The organism is Bacillus sp. BC05(2025) (assembly GCF_056725905.1).
The window spans coordinates 282,684-301,380 of record NZ_JBWYRA010000003.1; the positions used below are offsets into that span (position 1 = coordinate 282,684).

Genomic DNA, 18,697 nt, shown 5'->3' on the forward strand with positions numbered 1-18,697 from the left:
TATTCCAGTATAGAAACATAAGTATACAAAATAAAACATATATAAAGATTCAAAATGAAACTTTAAAAATATGCATACTGAAATAAAAGTGTATTCGCTATATAAAATTACTAGAAAACATATCCTTCTCCCATCCAGACTATACTGTCGGCCCTAGAGTTTCACTAGATCCACCGTTTTCGAGTTGAAAACGGGTCACGGACTTAGAAGTTTGCACTTCATCACCGCCGGTTGGGAATTTCACCCGACCCCGAAGGATGTTGTTTGCTCAAATTATAGCACAAAAAAGAAAAAAGGCTAGTAAAAAATATTCGAATGTGAAGAATTGTGTGAAAATATATGTATGCTGGCATGAAGACAGAAGTATTAGAAATGTTGTAAGGAGAAGGGATGTAATGGAGTTGATCAAAAGAAAAAAACATGCACAAAAAAATGTGCATGTCACATGTGAAATTATTCTGCCTCTGGTGCTCTAACAACAGATTCGAATTTTCCTTTATGCGAAGCATCGCAATAAGGCATATTTTTTGATAAACCACAACGGCATAAAGAAAATGCCGGTTTTGCTGGGAATACATTCCCTTGTGAATCAACTAATTCCACGTCCCCTGTAACGCGAAAAGAGCCATTATCATTTACTTTAATTTGTACTTTAGCCAACGCTATCCCTCCTTCCCAAACGCTTAATTTCATCATATAATCAAGAGAAGTACTTGACAATATCAAATGAGCACTTTCTTTGGGAGAGAAGAGAGTGTTATAATGTTTTTTATAACTGACTAGAGTAAGGTGACGAAAGATGGATAAACAATTACGTACATTACGAAATATTGCAAATGAGCGCACGTGGGCATCATTTTTGAATGATAATCATCCATATAGTTTGTTACACTGGTCCATTGCTGGTGTAGGACAAGAGTCAAAGGATGTTTGGCTACTTCAAGATGAAGTAACATTTCAAACGACAGAATTTCCAACGTTAGATGATGCAATGCAATGGATTTCTGAAAATATGGAACAAGTTACAGACGTTTTAGCGCAATAAAAAAACAGGCTTATGCAAGCCTGTTTTTTGTTTCTTTTACAAATGAGTTTAAAAATTGATCAACGGCTGCTTCATACTCTTCTTTATTTTCATTATAAGAGCAAGCGTGTGCGCCGTGTTCTGCAATATAAAGTTGTTTATTGTTTTCCTTCGCGTCATATAGTGCTTTCGTCATATCAGCTAAAATATAATCATCATCTTTACTATGAATAAAGAGGACGGGATTGTTAATGTTTTTTATACAATCGATTGGTGAAACTTCACGAATCGTATAACCGTCACGCACTTTTAAAAAAGCATTTGCTAAAGGTAATAAAGGCCATTTAGGTAAATGGAATTCAACCTTTAAACGGTGCTGTAATTGTCCGTAGAAATCAGAAAAAGGACAATCTGCAATATAGAAATCAGCGCCATCTTCTACAAGTCCTGCATACTGAAGAAGTGTTGCAGCTCCCATTGATTCACCATGAATACCGAGTGTTATATTTGTTCCAAAACGATTTTTTAGCCAGTCAACTACAGATTTTAAATCATGTTTCTCATAGTATCCATAGCTTGTTGTTTTTCCACCAGTTTTACCATGACGACGATGATCGTAAATAACGACATTATATCCTCTGTTTAAAAATAAGTTTGCATATTTTACAGAGTTCATTTTATTTACAGTTACGCCGTGACAGAAAATCATAAATTTGTTGGAATGACCAGCAGGAATGTAATATCCGTGAAGATCATATCCGAATTGCGAAGGGATATGAATTTCTTCTTTATGAAGAGCATCAAAATCTTCTATACGAAAATGTTTTTTCGTTTCTCTTTCGAGTACTTCTTCCTCTGTTTTTTTCTTTAAGTACATCACTTTATTTGTAAAGAAAATCCCAAGGGCAGTTATCGCACCTAGTACAGTAAACAATGCTGCAAAAAAACGTTTCATACTTTACCTCATCCTCCAAATACCGTTACATGTGATACACTTATATTGTATCACAATGATAGAAAAGGGGAGAAATAGGAAATGGTGCATATACAAAAAATTACGCCAGAGATGAAAGAAACAATCAGAATGTTCATGTGTGAGAACTGGGGGAGCTCATTAATGGTTTCACGTGGGAAGGGGCATCAATTAGAAGAGTTACCAGGATTTGTTGCGCTCTCTAATGACAGAATAATCGGAATTATAACATATGAAGTGATTGGAAATACGTGCGAAATTGTATCGTTAGATAGCTTTGAAGAAAGAAAAGGAATAGGGACGAAACTTGTAGATTGTGTATTACAAATTGCAGAAGAAGAGCGGTGCGGTCGGGTGTGGCTCATTACAACAAATGATAATATGAATGCGTTACGTTTTTACCAAAAACGTAATTTTTTGATGACGAATTTATATGTGAATGCGGTTGATGAGGCGCGAAAAATAAAGAAAGAGATTCCACTTAATGGGTATGATAATATCCCAATTTTACATGAAATTCAATTAGAATATCGTTTAGTGTAATGATGTAACAATTTTCAGAAATATAAGTTATTAACCTTGACGAATATTGTAATTTAAGTTACCGTAAAATTGTAATCTATTACCATATTAAGGGGTGACGATGTGGCAACTATACGTGATGTTGCAAAATTGGCAGGTGTTTCAGTCGCAACCGTTTCACGAGTTATGAATGAAAAAGGATACGTTCATGAGGACACAGTAAAACAAGTAAAGGAAGCAATTGAGGAATTACGTTATAGGCCAAATAGTGCAGCAAAGCCATTATTTAAAGAGAATTCAACGATAATTGCATTACTTGTAGATAATCTATATGACCCATCAAACATCACTTTGCTACATTGTATGGAGGAAATAGCATATAAAGAAGGATATCAAACCATTGTTTGTAATATAGAAAATAAAGATAGATACATACATATGTTGAAGGAAAATAACGTTGCAGGTGTTATTTTGACAAAATCTGTTTTTAAAAGTATAGGAGAAATACCACTTCCGTTTGTTGTGATTAATGAAAAAAAATCCCATGCAAATTATTATGAAAGTGGCCAAAGAGCGGTGTCTTTATTAAAAGAAAAAGGTTGTCACTTTATTGCTTATTTCGGTGAGGGCGAAGATAGTGAAGAAATGGAAGAGTACATATCAGGATTTTTAGACGTTGTTTGGGAGGAAGGAATCTCTTATCGAGAAGTATGTGTACAAGGGTATACGAATAAACAGTTTATTACATTATTGCAAACTTATCCGTATATAGATGGAATTGTAACTTCAAGTGATAAGATTACTTTTGAGTTAATTCGAGCAGCAAAAAAATTAAATATCCGTATACCGGATAAATTGAGAATGATTGGACTGAACGGGAGTATAGACAGTGAATGGACAGGTCCGTCATTTATACAAATGGAAAGTTGTATCGAAGAAAATGGGAAAATAGCGATGCAACAATTAAAAGGAAAAATAAAAAAGTAAAAGGTGCGTATAAAACGCACCTTTTTATAATGTAATGGCGGCAATAAAGCCGAATATAAGTAACGGTATATTATAATGCAGAAAAGTTGGTACACATGTATCCCATATATGATGGTGTTGACCATCAGCATTTAAACCGGATGTTGGTCCAAGTGTACTATCTGATGCTGGAGACCCTGCATCGCCTAGCGCTCCAGCTGTACCGATAATTGCAATGGTGGCCATTGGACTAAATCCAAGCTGTATGCAAAGAGGTACAAAAATTGTTGTTAAAATAGGGATGGTTGAAAAAGATGAACCAATTCCCATCGTAACAAGAAGTCCAATCACAAGCATAAGAAAGGCTGCGAGTGGTTTATTATTTCCAATTATATGTGCACTTGTTTGTACAAGAGATTCAACATGTCCTGTTTTTCGAAGAACAGCACCAAATCCAGCGGCTGCAATCATAACAAAACCGATAAAGGACATCATGCGCATTCCGCTTGTTAATATTGCATCTGCTTCTTTAAGGGGTAGACTACCACTTACTGATAAGACGATAATCCCTGCTAAAGCACCGAAAATCATGGATTCTGTTGCTAATTGAACAGTTAATGTGGCAATGATAGATAATAATCCGAAAGTAATGCTACGCTTTGTATAGGGAACGATTTCATTTTCGGTAGTATGAATTTGTTCTGTTTCATACGTACGAGGCTTTCGGTATGTAATGAAAACCGCTACACATAATCCGATAATCATACCGATTGCTGGAATAGTCATTGCTTTTGGAATAAGCGCGACATCAAATGTAAGACCGCTTTGCGCAGCATTTGTTTGCAATACGTCATGATAAATTTTTCCGAACCCTGCTGGAATCCACATATAAGGAGTAATCAATCCGAATGTAATAATACATGTAACAAGTCTGCGATCCACTTTCAATTCATTTAATACTTTTAAAAGTGCTGGAATTAAGATAGGGATGAAAGCGATATGAACAGGAATCACATTTTGTGAGAAACAAGCCATCGTTAAAATGATGAATAGAATAAGTATTTTAGAATAAACTTGTTTTTTCGTGTCTTGTTCATTGCCAATCCATTTTAATGCAGTTTGAATCATGGCATCAGGAAGCCCTGTTTTGGAAAGCGAAATAGCGAAACCGCCGAGCATTGCATAACTTAAAGCGATTGGAGCGCTGTTTCCAAGACCAGTTGTAAAAGTGTTAATCGTTTCTGAAATACCGAGTCCGCCGATAATTCCGCCTGTTAAAGCTCCAACAATGATGGCGACAATGACCTGGACACGTAACAAACTAAGCAATAGCATAACTGCTACTGCGACGAGTACAGCATTCATAATAAATGTAATCTCCCCAAAATTTTATTGTGTTAAGGCAAGTAAATATAAAGCACCTTGCTATATTTATACATAGTTGCGACATATTATTATAAATTGTTTTTTATGAAATGTAAAAGAGCCTTTTATTACTAATGCTGAAAAGCTAGCTCTTGTTTAATGGATTGTAAAGATTGAGCGAATAATTTTGGTTCTTCTAAATCAGGAGAATGTGCTGAATTTGGGAACCAAATCATCTTTTTTATGGGCGCTTCTATCACATCACAATACTCCTGAACGAGTGCGTAAGGAGTTTGATAATCGTAGCGACCAGAACAAAAATAAACCGGAATAGATAAACTTGAAATAGAAGAAAAGAAATCGATTGTTAGCATTTCTTCCCATAAAACGCTAGATTTTAAATTTCCTGCGAGAAATTTGAACCAATCTAATAGCGTATATTCAGGAGAAAAGAAGCCTTTTCGTATGAAAGAAAAGGAAGATCCGTTTTGGATTGCTCCTCCGAATGTACCGAGCCATTTTCTTTGAATAATAAGGCGTCTCGTATCTAAAAATGGTGGTTTTCCTAATTTTAAAAGAGACGCTAACGCTTTTTTATGATCATGTTTTTTGGCAGAACGAATTAAATGCTGATATAGCAATTCTTCGTTTTGTTTCATATGTACAATCTGACCAATACCGATGTAAGCCTCGATATACTGTGGATATTGATGTGCTATGTTAAGCCCAATAATGCTTCCCCAAGAATGACCAGCGAGAAATAGTTTCTGTTTATTGAACTTTTTAAGTACATATTGAATTACTTCTTTTGCATCGGACACGAATTGTTCAATTGTAAAATTTGCTCCGAAATCTTTTATTGAAAAGGATTTACCTGCCCCGCGCTGATCCCAATTAATTACAATGAAGTGTTTCTCTAATTCTTTTTGAAAATGACGAATAAATCCAATTTGTGCCATGCCCGGTCCACCATGACAGCATAATAAAATAGGCTGCTCTACGTTTTGCCCGCGCATAAGGAGAGTTTGTTTTCGATTATGAATCATAACGCTTTCCATCGTAGCGATACTATTAGGAATGATTTGTTTATTTTCATTATAAAACTGAGGGGTATAGCTACGGAAAAGCATATTGAAAACCTCCTTTTCTGAAATCGTATGAATCGCACAGGCTATTCGTTTTGCATATACTGTTAGAAAATCATTGTAACATACCATACTAGTGTCATTTCAACACGGGAGGAGGGAAATTGTGACGATTGGAGAAATTATAGATTGTTTAAATAGACGTGAACCCATCGCTATTATAGCAAAACGTCTTGAAATAAGCCCGTATACATTATCGAAGAAATTAAGATTAATTGGATACGAATATGATGGAGAACAGAAGAAACGTATTTTTGTAGGAGATGGAGAAGAACCTCGTCACTTACAACTCCAAGAAGCGACAGCCCTTCAATATGAGAAAACGGATTATCAATTATTAATTTATGAACAATTACAAAGTATTTATGAGTTATTAAGAAAGAGAGAAGAAGTAATCACGCCAATTATGAGTATAAGTACAGAAAAAAAGAAACGTACTTTTTCTATTAATAAAGAAATATTAGCAAAATTAGACGTTATATCAGAATCGAAAGGAATTCAAAAATCTAAACTTGTAGAAGAGGCGTTACAACAATTTTTACAACAATATGATTTCAACAAAATATCCCATTTTGATAAATAAAGAAAAGGATACTATGTTCATTATAAGAACGAGTATCCTTTTTAGGTTTTCCTAATATTGTGAATCAAGTATAAATACGTATCCTTTATAATAAAAATTGGGATCGCATATTAAGGAAATGCTTAATTTACCTTTTGAATTCTTCCATCAATAACTGGCTGAATTGGTTCTTTTAATTGTTTTACGTAATCGACTAGCGCTTCAAAGTCGTTTGGGCCAGTTTCTGCATTCGTACCATTTTTAAATGATACAAATCCGTCACCGCCAGAAGCTAAGAAAGCATTTGCAACTACGCTATACGTTTTAGATGGAGATAATTCTTCTCCGTTTGTCAAACGTATATTTGTAACTTTTTCACCATTTGGTTTATTGGCATCCCACGTATATTGAATACCTGAAATTTGAAGCATGCGCGTCGTACCTTTTTGCCATTGCTGATTTAAAATGTCGCGAATATCTTGGCCTGTTAAATCTACTTTAATTAATTGGTTTCCAAAAGGTTGAATGCCGTATAATTCGCCCCATGTAATATCGCCAGCATCTAAGTCATTACGAATACCACCAGGATTCATAAGTGCGATTTGCGCTTGCATCGTTTGACGTTGTGCATCCGCAATTACATTCCCAAGAGTAGATTCACCAGCATCATTTTGTTTACGGTCAATAGCTGCTGTAGATTTTCCTACTACTTCATTTACAAGTGGTGCGATTTTTTCTTTATATTGATCTATTTTTTGTTTTACTTGTTTATCAGGTTCTACACCTTCATGATATGTTGTAATCACTTCAGCTTTTTTCTTTACAATATCTTTTGTTTTACGATCAATTGTTACATCTACGTCTGAGAATGCTGTTCCGTAAGAGTTCGCTTGGACAATTAGTTTATTATTTACAGTACCATTTACATACGTGTGACTATGTCCACCAAAAATAACGTCAACTTCTGAATCTGTTTCGTTTGCAATTCGAGTAAGGTCTCCGTTGGTCAAGCCAGACTCATCAGTTGTTCCGCCAACATGGGCAAGGACGACGATGGATTTAACACCGAGACGCTTTAATTGTTGCGCTGATTTATTAATTGCTTCTACCTCGTCAGTGATCTGTACATTTTTAAGCATAGTAGGCATCACGACATTTGGTGTATCAGTTGTAACTACGCCGATGAATCCTACAGGAACACCATTTACCATTTTTACAGTAAATGGTGGTAAAAATAAGCGACCAGTTGATTTATTATAGAAGTTTGCAGCGACATAAGGGAAATTTGCGCCTTTGAAATTACCTGTTTTCTCATGATATCCACCGTAAATGAGACGTTGCATTTCATTGATACCTTCATCAAATTCGTGGTTGCCGATTGTACCAACATCAAATTTTAAGTCATTTAAAAATTCAATCGTCGGTTCGTCTTGTAACAATGCTGAAACTGGTGGACTAGCTCCGACAATATCGCCAGCATGTACGAGAAGTGTATTCGGATTTTGCTTTTTACGTTCTTTTAAATAAGTAGCTAAGTAATCAGCGCCACCAGCTTCTTTGTTATTAATTTTTTTAACAGTATCTAGTTGTCCATGGAAATCATTAATACCAAGCATCTGTACGTCTATGTAGCGGTTTTGTTCAGCTGGAGTCTGGGATGGGGGAGCGGCAAATACGGTTGAAAAGGTAATGGTGCTTAAAACGGCAACAGCAGGAATGATTTTTTTCCACATAATATAATTCTCCTTTTTTATAATCTGACATCATACGACATAATTTTAATAGATTCATAGGATTATATCTATATAAAAATTTAGTTTTTTCGAAAAATTAACATATTTACAAAAGGTGAATAATAGAGTAAAGAACCTTTTTTATTGGCGCGTTCATTGTGTATCTACTATAATGGAGAAAAAAGTAAAAGGTGAGTAGTATGAAGAAAAAGAAACAAAGACAAATACAAAGACAATCGCAAGTGAATCAACCAAAGAAAGAGTCGCTTACATTAGGTGATCAATTAAATGATTCACTCATGCAGCAATTAAAGAATAAGAAGAAAGAATTACAAGTGAGAGAAGAGGAAAAAGTGGCAGCTGAACAGGAAAGAAAGCGCCAAGAACAAAAAGAACGTGAAAAGAATAAATCATTTGAAGAACTGTTAAGTGAAAGTAGCCTTACTTGGAAAGACTTTAAATAATACAAAAAATGATCAGTGAATACCACTGATCATTTTTTTTGACGAGCTTGTAAGAAAAGGGGAGTTTACATGAGGAAAATTGTAGTCGTTCCGCATGACAATCATTGGAACGAAAAATTTCAAATGGAGGCTGAAAGATTAAAAGCGGCGATGCCAGAAAAGGTGAAGGTTCATCATATTGGAAGTACGTCGGTGCCAGGATTGGCAGCGAAACCAATTATAGATATGATTATGGAAGTAGAGAGTATCGACAGAGTAGATAGTTGGAATGAACGTTTTGACGAGCTTGGCTATATCGTAAAAGGGGAGAATGGTATTTCAAGACGTCGTTATTTTATTCATGGAACGGAGGAAAAACGCTCGTATCACTTACACGTGTTTGAAAAAGGAAATCCTGAAATAGTAAGGCATTTAGCCTTTCGTGATTACATGATGGCTCATTGTGAAGAAGCTGAGGCATACGCAACTTTAAAGAGAGAATTAGCTGAAAAATATACATATGATGGCACGTTATATTCGGAAGGGAAAACTGAGTTTGTACGTAATGTTGATGAAAAAGCGAAGAAATGGAGAGAAAATAACGTGAATGAATGAGTTCACGTTATTATGTAAGGTGTATAAATTTATCCCGTAAAAGCCCGATTGGTGAGGGCTGATAATCAATGGGGGATGAACAAAACCCCTACTGATTAAAGTTTCACTTTATTATGTAAACTGTACACATGTTTTGACTTTTGGGTTGAATCTTGTTCAAATAAAGTGGTGGCTTATAAAAAAAACGTAATAATGAAAGGGAGACGACTGTGCACATTCCAACAACTACACTTCATAATGGCGTAAAAATGCCAATGATTGGTCTAGGCGTTTATAAAGCGAAAGAAGGCGACGAAGTAAAACAAGCAGTAAAAACAGCGTTAGAGGTTGGATACCGTTCGATTGATACAGCGACTGTATATGAAAATGAAAGCGGTGTCGGAGAAGCGGTTCGTGAATCAGGGATTCCGAGAGAAGACATATTTATTACAACAAAAGTTTGGAACGACGATCAAGGGTACGAGGAAACACTTGAGGCGTTTGAAAAAAGCTTAAAGAAATTACAGATGGACTATGTAGATTTATATTTAATACATTGGCCAATAAGAGGAAAGTATGTTGATACGTACCGAGCGTTAGAAAAACTGTATGAAGAAGGTAAAGTGCGAGCGATTGGTGTTTCTAATTTTCATAAACATCATTTAGAGCTGTTATTGCCAAATTGTAAGGTGAAGCCGATGGTAAACCAAGTGGAACTTCATCCGATGTTAGCACAATTTGAATTGCGTGATTTCTGCCAAGATGAGCAAATTCAAATGGAAGCATGGAGCCCATTAATGAGAGGCGGGGAAGTATTTGAGCACCCGATTATTCAGGCCATTGCGACCAAATATAATAAAACCCCTGCGCAAGTTATATTAAGATGGGATATTCAAAGCGGGGTAGTGACGATTCCTAAATCTGTTACACCATCTCGCATTAAGGAGAATTTTACTATCTTTGATTTTTCACTAACAGAAGAAGAGATGACTCAAATTAATACGTTAAATCGTAATTTACACGTAGGAACGAATCCTGATAAATATGATACGCTATAAAAAGACGCTACCATACTGGTAGCGTCTTTTTAACGATGTAAAGCGTATGTATCACATTTAGCAATTTGCTGAAGTTGCATATATTCTGCTGTTGTTAACTCTATTTGTTTACTAGACTGTACATTTTCTTGCAATTGCCCAATAGAGCTTGCGCCAGGTATAACAGCTGCAACAGTTTCGTTATGTAAGCAATATTGAATAGCTGTTCCAGTTAAGGCGTTTTCCCCAATTATTTCTTTTACATTCGTAAGCGTCGCATATAATTCATCGTAAGAATAAGAAAGGTAATCTTTTTCTTTTACTCTTTCTATTTTTCTTGCATTATTGTCAGTTAAAATTCCTTTTGCAAGTGGCCCACGAGCAATGACGCTAATTTGATGTTCATTTAGAAGTGGGAACCATTCTTCAGGGCGACGATTTAAAAGGCTATATTCCATTAGTACACTAACGATATTTGAACGTTTTGCATACTCACGGATGACATTTGGACGTATTGAAGAAATACCATATTGGCGAATGATACCTTCTTTTTTTAATTCTTCAAAGGCTTCAATTGTTTCATCTATAGGGTCTTCAATCGTCCCGCCATGAAGTTGATATAAATCAATATAATCAGTTTGAAGTCTACGTAAACTTTCTTTCACTTCAGCCTTTATGTAATTTTTAGAAGGATCCCAAGACCAGCCGTTTTTTTCTTCTGTCCATCGATTTCCAACCTTCGTTGTAAGAATAATTTGGTCTCGTTTTCCTTTTAAGGCTTTTCCAACAAATTCTTCGTTTAATCCATAATCATATAAATCCGCTGTATCAAAAAAATTGATTCCTAAATCGATTGCTTCATCGATAATACGCATAGCTTCTGTTTCAGATGTACCGAGAGACATACAGCCAAGTCCCATTTCTGTCACAAATAAATCTGAGTTTCCTAATTGACGTTTTTTCATAAGTCAACCTCCTTATCCTTATTCTTATTGTACGCAAGGGAAAAGAGGTTGACAAACGTTTACTTTTTAGTTGATGTAATCCACTCTTGTACAGTTGTATACTCTTTGCCATATTGTTTTAGCTTATGGCGAATTTGCCACGCTTTTCCGACTAAAGTGACGCGATTTGGTAAAATATAAACTTTCATTTCTATCACGCTCCTTTCAATGTGGTAAAATGTATGAGGAAAGAATAGGAAATAGAACAGGGAGATGAAGTAGTATGAGTAATCTTGCAGAGAGAACAGTAAAAACTGAACCGATTTTTGATGGTAGAGTTATAAAAGTTCGTGTTGATGATGTAGTATTACCAAATGGAGCAATGAGTAAACGTGAAATTGTAAATCACCCTGGTGCAGTTGCTATTATTGCTATTACTGATGAGGGGAAAATCGTGCTTGTTGAGCAGTATCGTAAAGCGCTTGAAAAGGCGATTATAGAAATTCCGGCGGGCAAGTTAGAACCTGGTGAAAAACCTGAGGTGACAGCAGTCCGTGAATTAGAAGAGGAAACAGGATATGTATGTGAAAATATGGAGCTTATTACTTCTTTCTATACATCTCCAGGATTTGCAGATGAAATTTTATATGTATATAAAGCGACAGGTTTGACGAAAAAAGAAAATAAAGCTGCGTTAGATGAAGATGAGTTTGTGGAATTGATGGAAGTATCGTTAGAAGAAGCGATTACCCTTATGAAAGATCTTCGTATTCATGATGCGAAGACGATGTTTGCAGTACAATATTTACAACTACAAAAATAAACACTCGCCAAAGGCGAGTGTTTTTTAATTGATTTTTGCGTATACGCGTGCATCACGTAAGCTACCATCTGGTGCTATGAAATCATTTTCCATTGTACCTTCTAGAATGAATTCTAAACGTTCTGCTAGGTTACATGCATTTGTATTTGTTGCATCAACACGAATTTCAACTCTTCTAGCACTTAGCTTATCAAAGGCAAATTGAATAGCACCTTTAATCGCTTCAGTCATATAGCCTTGTTTCGTATAAGCACTATGCAACCAGAAGTGAAGTGAAAACTTTGGAATATCCCAGTTTTCAGGCTTGAGCGTTATAGCTCCGATGAATGTACCTGATACTTTATCGTATAAGTGAAAATCAAGTGTTTCACGAAGTAAAAACTGTCCGTGAGCGTTACGAACGATTTCTTCAGCACTTTCTTCTGTTTCAGCTTTAATTGGCATCCACGGTACTAAGTCTTCTAGAGAAGCTTGGATTGCTTCGTATACTTCTGCACCATCACCTGGAAATGGCTTACGAACTTGTAAGCGTTCAGTTTGAAATAATGTTGGAAAATCTAATAATAATGGTTTCAAGAGAAATCCCTCCTATTCTCTACTTTTTAGTTTAGCAAAGTAGAGCGGAATTTCAATGTTAATTCGTCATACTTTTTTCTTTCTTTCATACATTTTTAGTAAGAGTGTGAACGGAGGGAAGAAAAATGTGGCGAAAAACTTGGCAAGACCGTGTAATGTCTCACATACAGGAAAACTCTTCATTATATATATTTAACGCTGTTTTATTATTGATGGGAGTCATATTTGGAGCGATTCTTGTAAATAGTTTACAATTAAATCAAAAACAAGATTTATCATTTTATTTACAACGTTTTTTTGGACAAGTTTCTAAAGGAGAATTTGCTATTGCAAGCGAAATGTTTCGAGAAAGTTACTTTTCACAATTAAAATACATTGGATTTATTTGGATTTTAGGGATTTCAATTATTGGATTGCCACTTATTTTTATTTTATTGTTTGTAAAAGGAGTAGTTGTCGGATTTACAGTAGGTTTTTTAGTAAGTCAGCATGGATGGAATGGATTATTATTAGCATTCGTTTCTGTATTGCCGCAAAATCTCATTATTATTCCAGTATTTCTCGTTATGACAACAATTGCTGCAAGCTTTTCCTTACGAATGATTAGGCATCAATTTATACGGAAAATAACCGAGCCGCTATTACCATTATTAATTCGTTATACATGCTTCTTTCTTATCATTGGAGCGGTGCTAGCTCTTGCTTCTAGTGTAGAAGCTTATGCATCACCAGTTTTAATGAAAGAAGTCGTTGAGGCTATTAATAAACAATAAATACTTTGTGAGAATAATTATCAATTTGTTTTTATTGTTTTTCTTTTGACAGAAGCCCTTCTTCTGATATAATGGTGTAAGAGTGGCGAGGAGGGAGTAGTACCGAATGGAAGAAAGAATTGAACGAATTAAGAAGCAATTACATGCAGCGAGCTACAAATTAACACCGCAACGTGAAGCAACAGTTCGTGTGCTGCTAGAAAATGAAGAAGATCATTTAAGCGCAGAAGATGTTTACCTCCTTGTAAAAGAAAAGTCGCCAGAGATCGGATTAGCAACCGTCTATCGAACTTTAGAACTATTATCTGAGTTAAAAGTTGTCGATAAGATTAACTTCGGAGACGGTGTTTCACGCTATGACTTACGCCAAGAAGGTGCGCAGCGTTTCCACCATCATTTGATTTGTACACAATGTGGTGCTGTACAAGAAATACAAGAAGATTTACTTGGTGAAGTGGAAAGGAAAGTAGAACATGACTGGAGCTTTAAGGTGAAGGATCATCGTTTAACATTCCATGGGATTTGTAAAAATTGTCAAGAAAATGAAACGGATGAAAAATAACCTTTTCCTATTTAACTAGGAAGAGGTTTTTTATTTGAATAAGGTATAAATTGGTGAAAGCTTGGCATATGTTGTAATAACTTATATTTTGGAGGAATTTACAATGCGCCGAGCTTTAAAATTAACTTTTGATGGGATAAAAGTATTTTTATTATTTACAAGTTGTACGATTTTGTTTTATTTCGCTATACTATGGATAAATGAAGAATATGAAAGCTATCATCGTTATGAAAAGCCAAAAGAAGAGACTGTAGAAAAAGTATCAGGGAATGAAGAGCCGGCAAAGGATGCTTTCGTAAATAGAATGATGTTTTTCTATGAAAATGGGGAGTAGTGTAGATTGGAAGATCAATTAAAAGATTTTATTCATTATATGGTTGTCGAAAAAGGGCTAGCGAAAAACACAGTAGTATCTTATGAACGTGATTTAAAAAGTTATGTAAAGTATTTGCAAAATGTAGAACAAGCAAAAAGCTTTCATGAAGTGACACGCTTGCACATTGTTAACTTTCTGCAGCACTTAAAAGAAAACGGAAAATCTTCGAAAACATTAGCACGTCATATTGCATCGATTCGTTCGTTCCACCAATTCTTACTTCGTGAACGAGCGGTAGAGCACGATCCATCCGTACATATTGAGACGCCACAAGGAGAACGGAAATTACCGAAAGTATTATCAGTCGATGAAGTAGAGGCGTTACTTCAGACACCAAAAATGACGAGTACTTTTGGGGTTCGTGATAAAGCGATGCTAGAGTTACTGTATGCGACAGGGCTTCGTGTTTCGGAATTAATTGCCTTAAATTTAGAAGATGTACATTTAACAATGGGGTTCGTTCGTTGCATAGGGAAAGGGAATAAAGAAAGAATTATTCCACTAGGAAGTTTAGCAACGGAAGCGATTCAAAAGTATATTGAAAAGGGAAGAAGAGAATTGATGGGTAAAAAAGTAGTAGATGCACTCTTTTTAAACCATCATGGGAATCGATTATCAAGACAAGGTTTTTGGAAAATTTTAAAACGATTAGCGAAAGAAGCAAATATTGAAAAAGAACTTACACCTCATACATTGCGCCATTCTTTTGCTACGCATTTATTAGAAAATGGAGCAGACTTGCGCGCTGTGCAAGAAATGCTTGGACATGCAGATATTTCAACGACACAAATTTATACGCATGTTTCAAAAACTAGATTAAAAGATGTATATAAACAGTTTCATCCGAGAGCATAGGTACTATGCTCTTTTTTCATAGATTCAAAAGGTTATAGTATTTCACAGAAACTTCACAAACATTTCGTACATTGTTTTCAGCAGAAGACTAGAATATTACAATGTATTTCCTCTATACTAAATAAGGTATGAAGGAGGAAATGATGATGAAAAAACTTATTATGACTTTATTTATCGCGATGCTAGCATTGGCTGGCTGTAATACAAACAAAGAAGAACCGAAAAAAGAACAGAAACTAGAAGCTGTAAAAGTAGCAGTTCAAACAAATCCGAAGGAAATTAAACCTGGTGAAAAAACAGAAGTACAAGCACTTGTTACACAAGGAAAAGAAAAGGTAACGGATGCTGATGATGTAAAGTTTGAAATTTGGAAAGCTGGCGACGAAAAGCATGAAATGTTAGATGGTAAGCATAAAGGAAAAGGTGTTTATGCTGTAGAGAAAACGTTTGAGACGGATGGAGTATACCACATTATCGCTCACACAAATGCACGTGAAATGCATGTTATGCCAGAAGTAAAAGTGGCTGTAGGGAATGCGAAAGTAGAAGATGCGAAAAAAGAAAATAGTGATCACGGTGCAGGACATGGCGATCATAAAAGCGATACAATGATTCACCTTATGGCTGGTGACATAAAAGCAAATGCTGAATCAACAATGAAAGTTCACTTAAAACAAAAAGAAGAAGCATTAACTGGTGCTGAAGTCCAACTTGAGATTTGGAAAGATGGTGTTGAAAAACACGAATTTATTCCAGCGAAAGAAGGGAATAAAGGAGAGTATGAAACGAAACATACTTTTAAAGAAAAAGGTTCTTACAAAGTGAAAGTTCATGTTAAAAAAGGCGAATTACATGAACATAAAGAAGAAACAGTAGAAGTAAAATAAAGTGAAACTTTAATCAGTGGGGGTTTTCTTCATCCCCCACTGATTATTAGTTGAACCAATCGGACTTTAATGGGCAGTTGATCCCCCACCTAACTTCTTTGCTTTTGCTGCATTTTGAGGTGGGGGTCTTACTGCCCATTAAAGCGGGATAAAAAGTAGCTCATTAGAGCTGCTTTTTATTTTTATCTGAAGAAATAAATCATAAAATCATTAGCACTTCTTTGTATAATGGATTACAATAGAAGTGTGAAGAAAATGAGAAATTCTACGAAAATGTATTAAAAAGAAAGCGTAAACATGTTATGATATCAGTATCAGATGTCTGACATCTGACTTAGAAAAAACTAGAAATGTTTTTGAGTCGTTTTAAAGTAAACGAAATAGGTTAGAGAATCATTTAAAGAAGTACTGTTTGACAATGAGAACGAAAGATAATTCTTATGGAGAACAGTTTCACTTTATAGCGTTTTGAACATACTACAAGAAGTAGAACTGAACTTATAGGAGGTCGCAGTTATGAATAAATATAAACGTATATTCCTAGTCGTAATGGACTCTGTTGGAATCGGTGAAGCACCAGATGCTGAACAATTTGGTGATGTAGGATCTGACACAATTGGTCACATTGCTGAACATATGAATGGGTTACAAATGCCTAACATGGTGAAATTAGGTCTTGGTAACATTCGTGAAATGAAAGGCATCTCTAAAGTAGAAAAACCACTTGGATATTATACAAAAATGCAAGAGAAATCTACTGGTAAAGATACAATGACAGGTCACTGGGAAATCATGGGTCTTTACATTGATACACCATTCCAAGTGTTCCCAGAAGGATTCCCAAAAGAATTACTTGATGAATTAGAAGAAAAAACAGGCCGTAAAATCATCGGTAATAAACCAGCTTCTGGAACTGAGATTCTTGATGAACTTGGTCAAGAACAAATGGAAACAGGTTCTTTAATCGTTTACACTTCTGCTGATAGCGTTCTGCAAATCGCAGCACACGAAGAAGTAGTGCCGCTTGATGAGTTATATAAAATTTGTAAAATTGCACGTGAATTAACATTAGACGAGAAGTACATGGTAGGCCGCGTTATCGCTCGTCCATTCGTTGGTGAGCCTGGAAACTTTACTCGTACACCGAACCGTCATGACTATGCATTAAAACCATTCGGCCGTACAGTAATGAATGAATTAAAAGATAGTGATTATGATGTGATTGCTATCGGTAAAATCTCTGACATCTATGATGGTGAAGGGGTAACTGAATCACTTCGTACGAAGTCTAATATGGATGGAATGGATAAGCTTGTAGATACATTAAATATGGACTTTACAGGTCTTAGCTTCTTAAACTTAGTTGACTTTGATGCATTATTCGGTCACCGCCGTGATCCACAAGGATACGGAGAAGCATTGCAAGAATATGATGCACGTCTTCCAGAAGTATTCGAAAAACTAAAAGAAGATGATCTATTATTAATTACAGCAGACCACGGGAATGACCCAGTTCACCACGGAACTGACCATACACGTGAATATGTACCGTTATTAGCATATAGCCCAAGCATGAAAGAAGGCGGACAAGAGTTACCACTTCGTCAAACATTTGCTGATATTGGTGCAACTGTAGCAGAAAACTTCGGTGTGAAAATGCCAGAATACGGAACAAGCTTCTTAAATGAGCTAAAGAAATAGGGGGATAAACAAATGAATCGTGAACTTATTACAAAATCAGCTTCATACTTAAAAGAGAAATTTCAAGAGACACCACAAGTAGGACTAATCCTTGGATCTGGACTGGGTGTATTAGCAGACGAAATCGAGAACGCAGTAACAGTACCTTACAGTGAAATTCCTGAATTCCCAGTATCAACTGTAGAAGGTCATGCAGGCCAACTCGTATTCGGTACACTTCAAGGTGTAACAGTAGTAGCAATGCAAGGACGTTTCCACTTCTATGAAGGATACGACATGCAAAAAGTAACATTCCCAGTTCGTGTTATGAAGGAACTAGGTGTAGAAACAGTTGTTGTAACAAATGCAGCTGGTGGTGTAAATACATCATTCGAACCAGGTGATCTTATGTTAATTTCAGATCACATTAACTTCATGGGTACAAATCCATTAATCGGACCAAATGATTCTGAAATGGGTGTGCGTTTCCCTGATATGTCTACATCATACACAGTAGAGCTTCGCGAAATGGCGAAACAAGTTGCAGCAGACTTAAATATTAAAGTACAAGAAGGTGTATACGTTGGAATGACAGGTCCTGTATATGAAACACCTGCTGAAATTCGTATGCTTCGTACACTTGGCGGAGATGCAGTTGGTATGTCAACAGTACCTGAAGTAATTGTAGCGCGTCATGCTGGTATGAAAGTACTTGGTATTTCTTGTATTTCAAATATGGCAGCTGGTATTTTAGATCAGCCACTTCACCACGATGAAGTAATCGAAACGACAGAACGTGTTAAAGCTAACTTCTTAGCATTAGTAAAAGCAATCGTAAAACAAATGAAGGGGTGACC

At 35.8% G+C, this 18,697-nt stretch carries 23 protein-coding genes and 1 riboswitch; of the genes, 15 read left to right on the forward strand and 8 right to left on the reverse strand.

Annotated features, from left to right (window positions below):
- Positions 1 to 118: 118 nt before the first annotated feature.
- Positions 119 to 262, reverse strand: a riboswitch (FMN riboswitch).
- Between the two features lie 191 nt (positions 263 to 453).
- Complete coding sequence (locus ACZ76X_RS12195) at positions 454 to 660, reverse strand: CDGSH iron-sulfur domain-containing protein (RefSeq protein ID WP_001151582.1); 207 nt, start codon at positions 658 to 660, stop codon at positions 454 to 456.
- A gap of 139 nt (positions 661 to 799) precedes the next feature.
- On the opposite strand from ACZ76X_RS12195, the gene ACZ76X_RS12200 reads away from it, so the two are divergent.
- Positions 800 to 1,045 carry a DUF2552 family protein gene (locus ACZ76X_RS12200; RefSeq protein WP_000360810.1) on the forward strand — a complete coding sequence of 82 codons (246 nt, stop codon included), beginning with the start codon at positions 800 to 802 and terminating at the stop codon, positions 1,043 to 1,045.
- Between the two features lie 10 nt (positions 1,046 to 1,055).
- On the opposite strand, the gene ACZ76X_RS12205 is transcribed toward ACZ76X_RS12200, so the two are convergent.
- On the reverse strand, positions 1,056 to 1,979 hold the full coding sequence (locus ACZ76X_RS12205) for an alpha/beta fold hydrolase (RefSeq protein ID WP_474397731.1): 924 nt from the start codon (positions 1,977 to 1,979) through the stop codon (positions 1,056 to 1,058).
- Positions 1,980 to 2,060: 81 nt separating this feature from the next.
- Between ACZ76X_RS12205 and ACZ76X_RS12210 the strand changes: the two genes are divergently transcribed.
- Complete coding sequence (locus ACZ76X_RS12210; protein ID WP_479850578.1) at positions 2,061 to 2,540, forward strand: GNAT family N-acetyltransferase; 480 nt, start codon at positions 2,061 to 2,063, stop codon at positions 2,538 to 2,540.
- A 102-nt stretch (positions 2,541 to 2,642) separates the two neighbouring features.
- Positions 2,643 to 3,506 carry a LacI family DNA-binding transcriptional regulator gene (locus ACZ76X_RS12215; RefSeq protein ID WP_479850579.1) on the forward strand — a complete coding sequence of 288 codons (864 nt, stop codon included), beginning with the start codon at positions 2,643 to 2,645 and terminating at the stop codon, positions 3,504 to 3,506.
- A 24-nt stretch (positions 3,507 to 3,530) separates the two neighbouring features.
- Here ACZ76X_RS12215 and ACZ76X_RS12220 read toward each other — a convergent pair whose 3' ends face one another.
- Positions 3,531 to 4,850 carry a Na+/H+ antiporter family protein gene (locus tag ACZ76X_RS12220; protein ID WP_427229275.1) on the reverse strand — a complete coding sequence of 440 codons (1,320 nt, stop codon included), beginning with the start codon at positions 4,848 to 4,850 and terminating at the stop codon, positions 3,531 to 3,533.
- Positions 4,851 to 4,981: 131 nt separating this feature from the next.
- Complete coding sequence (locus ACZ76X_RS12225; protein ID WP_479850580.1) at positions 4,982 to 5,980, reverse strand: alpha/beta fold hydrolase; 999 nt, start codon at positions 5,978 to 5,980, stop codon at positions 4,982 to 4,984.
- A gap of 121 nt (positions 5,981 to 6,101) precedes the next feature.
- Between ACZ76X_RS12225 and ACZ76X_RS12230 the strand changes: the two genes are divergently transcribed.
- Positions 6,102 to 6,578 (forward strand): ribbon-helix-helix domain-containing protein, encoded by a 477-nt coding sequence (locus ACZ76X_RS12230; RefSeq protein WP_098076583.1) that lies wholly within the window; start codon positions 6,102 to 6,104, stop codon positions 6,576 to 6,578.
- Positions 6,579 to 6,700: 122 nt separating this feature from the next.
- On the opposite strand, the gene ACZ76X_RS12235 is transcribed toward ACZ76X_RS12230, so the two are convergent.
- Positions 6,701 to 8,290, reverse strand: coding sequence for a bifunctional metallophosphatase/5'-nucleotidase (locus tag ACZ76X_RS12235; protein WP_479850581.1), 1,590 nt, complete (start codon positions 8,288 to 8,290; stop codon positions 6,701 to 6,703).
- Between the two features lie 200 nt (positions 8,291 to 8,490).
- On the opposite strand from ACZ76X_RS12235, the gene ACZ76X_RS12240 reads away from it, so the two are divergent.
- The 3 genes from ACZ76X_RS12240 to ACZ76X_RS12250 all read left to right on the forward strand — a co-directional run bounded on the left by ACZ76X_RS12240 (position 8,491) and on the right by ACZ76X_RS12250 (position 10,385).
- Complete coding sequence (locus ACZ76X_RS12240) at positions 8,491 to 8,754, forward strand: YqkE family protein (protein WP_479850582.1); 264 nt, start codon at positions 8,491 to 8,493, stop codon at positions 8,752 to 8,754.
- Positions 8,755 to 8,823: 69 nt separating this feature from the next.
- Positions 8,824 to 9,348, forward strand: a complete 525-nt coding sequence (locus tag ACZ76X_RS12245) for a GrpB family protein (RefSeq protein ID WP_479850583.1) — start codon at positions 8,824 to 8,826, stop codon at positions 9,346 to 9,348.
- 209 nt (positions 9,349 to 9,557) lie between these two features.
- Positions 9,558 to 10,385, forward strand: coding sequence for an aldo/keto reductase (locus ACZ76X_RS12250; RefSeq protein WP_479850584.1), 828 nt, complete (start codon positions 9,558 to 9,560; stop codon positions 10,383 to 10,385).
- A gap of 29 nt (positions 10,386 to 10,414) precedes the next feature.
- On the opposite strand, the gene lolS is transcribed toward ACZ76X_RS12250, so the two are convergent.
- A complete protein-coding gene (gene lolS, locus ACZ76X_RS12255; protein WP_479850585.1) occupies positions 10,415 to 11,329 on the reverse strand; it encodes an aldo/keto reductase in 915 nt (304 codons plus the stop codon).
- A gap of 59 nt (positions 11,330 to 11,388) precedes the next feature.
- A complete protein-coding gene (gene mciZ, locus ACZ76X_RS12260; protein WP_479850586.1) occupies positions 11,389 to 11,517 on the reverse strand; it encodes a Z-ring formation inhibitor MciZ in 129 nt (42 codons plus the stop codon).
- A gap of 74 nt (positions 11,518 to 11,591) precedes the next feature.
- Between mciZ and ACZ76X_RS12265 the strand changes: the two genes are divergently transcribed.
- Entirely contained in the window at positions 11,592 to 12,131 is a 540-nt protein-coding gene (locus tag ACZ76X_RS12265) for an NUDIX hydrolase (protein ID WP_048530920.1), read from the forward strand.
- Positions 12,132 to 12,155: 24 nt separating this feature from the next.
- Here the strand turns inward: ACZ76X_RS12265 and ACZ76X_RS12270 are convergent, their stop codons facing one another.
- Positions 12,156 to 12,707 (reverse strand): GNAT family N-acetyltransferase, encoded by a 552-nt coding sequence (locus tag ACZ76X_RS12270; RefSeq protein WP_098667405.1) that lies wholly within the window; start codon positions 12,705 to 12,707, stop codon positions 12,156 to 12,158.
- Between the two features lie 155 nt (positions 12,708 to 12,862).
- Here ACZ76X_RS12270 and spoIIM point away from each other — a divergent pair, with 155 nt between their 5' ends.
- The 7 genes from spoIIM to ACZ76X_RS12305 all read left to right on the forward strand — a co-directional run bounded on the left by spoIIM (position 12,863) and on the right by ACZ76X_RS12305 (position 18,695).
- Complete coding sequence (gene spoIIM / locus ACZ76X_RS12275; protein ID WP_229200852.1) at positions 12,863 to 13,480, forward strand: stage II sporulation protein M; 618 nt, start codon at positions 12,863 to 12,865, stop codon at positions 13,478 to 13,480.
- A gap of 106 nt (positions 13,481 to 13,586) precedes the next feature.
- Positions 13,587 to 14,042, forward strand: a complete 456-nt coding sequence (gene fur / locus ACZ76X_RS12280; protein WP_000392655.1) for a ferric iron uptake transcriptional regulator — start codon at positions 13,587 to 13,589, stop codon at positions 14,040 to 14,042.
- Between the two features lie 103 nt (positions 14,043 to 14,145).
- Positions 14,146 to 14,376, forward strand: a complete 231-nt coding sequence (locus ACZ76X_RS12285) for a YqzK family protein (protein ID WP_001250432.1) — start codon at positions 14,146 to 14,148, stop codon at positions 14,374 to 14,376.
- A 6-nt stretch (positions 14,377 to 14,382) separates the two neighbouring features.
- The gene (xerD, locus tag ACZ76X_RS12290) at positions 14,383 to 15,273 is read left to right on the forward strand and encodes a site-specific tyrosine recombinase XerD (RefSeq protein ID WP_479850587.1); all 891 of its coding nucleotides are present in this window, start codon (positions 14,383 to 14,385) and stop codon (positions 15,271 to 15,273) included.
- 143 nt (positions 15,274 to 15,416) lie between these two features.
- On the forward strand, positions 15,417 to 16,160 hold the full coding sequence (locus ACZ76X_RS12295; RefSeq protein WP_142337319.1) for a FixH family protein: 744 nt from the start codon (positions 15,417 to 15,419) through the stop codon (positions 16,158 to 16,160).
- A gap of 516 nt (positions 16,161 to 16,676) precedes the next feature.
- The gene (gene deoB / locus ACZ76X_RS12300) at positions 16,677 to 17,861 is read left to right on the forward strand and encodes a phosphopentomutase (protein WP_098667407.1); all 1,185 of its coding nucleotides are present in this window, start codon (positions 16,677 to 16,679) and stop codon (positions 17,859 to 17,861) included.
- Positions 17,862 to 17,873: 12 nt separating this feature from the next.
- Complete coding sequence (locus ACZ76X_RS12305; protein ID WP_001078446.1) at positions 17,874 to 18,695, forward strand: purine-nucleoside phosphorylase; 822 nt, start codon at positions 17,874 to 17,876, stop codon at positions 18,693 to 18,695.
- The last annotated feature ends 2 nt before the right edge of the window (positions 18,696 to 18,697 follow it).

Excerpts from the sequence above, each read along its gene's own strand:
- ACZ76X_RS12295 (WP_142337319.1), top strand. The coding sequence starts at position 15,417 with ATGATGAAAAAACTTATTATGACTTTATTTATCGCGATGCTAGCATTG.
- ACZ76X_RS12305 (WP_001078446.1), top strand. The coding sequence starts at position 17,874 with ATGAATCGTGAACTTATTACAAAATCAGCTTCATACTTAAAAGAGAAA.
- ACZ76X_RS12285 (WP_001250432.1), top strand. The coding sequence starts at position 14,146 with ATGCGCCGAGCTTTAAAATTAACTTTTGATGGGATAAAAGTATTTTTA.
- ACZ76X_RS12235 (WP_479850581.1), bottom strand. The coding sequence starts at position 8,290 with ATGTGGAAAAAAATCATTCCTGCTGTTGCCGTTTTAAGCACCATTACC.
- spoIIM (WP_229200852.1), top strand. The coding sequence starts at position 12,863 with ATGTCTCACATACAGGAAAACTCTTCATTATATATATTTAACGCTGTT.
- mciZ (WP_479850586.1), bottom strand. The coding sequence starts at position 11,517 with ATGAAAGTTTATATTTTACCAAATCGCGTCACTTTAGTCGGAAAAGCG.
- ACZ76X_RS12265 (WP_048530920.1), top strand. The coding sequence starts at position 11,592 with ATGAGTAATCTTGCAGAGAGAACAGTAAAAACTGAACCGATTTTTGAT.
- ACZ76X_RS12205 (WP_474397731.1), bottom strand. The coding sequence starts at position 1,979 with ATGAAACGTTTTTTTGCAGCATTGTTTACTGTACTAGGTGCGATAACT.
- ACZ76X_RS12220 (WP_427229275.1), bottom strand. The coding sequence starts at position 4,850 with ATGAATGCTGTACTCGTCGCAGTAGCAGTTATGCTATTGCTTAGTTTG.
- fur (WP_000392655.1), top strand. The coding sequence starts at position 13,587 with ATGGAAGAAAGAATTGAACGAATTAAGAAGCAATTACATGCAGCGAGC.
- ACZ76X_RS12225 (WP_479850580.1), bottom strand. The coding sequence starts at position 5,980 with ATGCTTTTCCGTAGCTATACCCCTCAGTTTTATAATGAAAATAAACAA.
- deoB (WP_098667407.1), top strand. The coding sequence starts at position 16,677 with ATGAATAAATATAAACGTATATTCCTAGTCGTAATGGACTCTGTTGGA.
- ACZ76X_RS12200 (WP_000360810.1), top strand. The coding sequence starts at position 800 with ATGGATAAACAATTACGTACATTACGAAATATTGCAAATGAGCGCACG.
- ACZ76X_RS12245 (WP_479850583.1), top strand. The coding sequence starts at position 8,824 with ATGAGGAAAATTGTAGTCGTTCCGCATGACAATCATTGGAACGAAAAA.
- ACZ76X_RS12240 (WP_479850582.1), top strand. The coding sequence starts at position 8,491 with ATGAAGAAAAAGAAACAAAGACAAATACAAAGACAATCGCAAGTGAAT.
- ACZ76X_RS12210 (WP_479850578.1), top strand. The coding sequence starts at position 2,061 with ATGGTGCATATACAAAAAATTACGCCAGAGATGAAAGAAACAATCAGA.
- lolS (WP_479850585.1), bottom strand. The coding sequence starts at position 11,329 with ATGAAAAAACGTCAATTAGGAAACTCAGATTTATTTGTGACAGAAATG.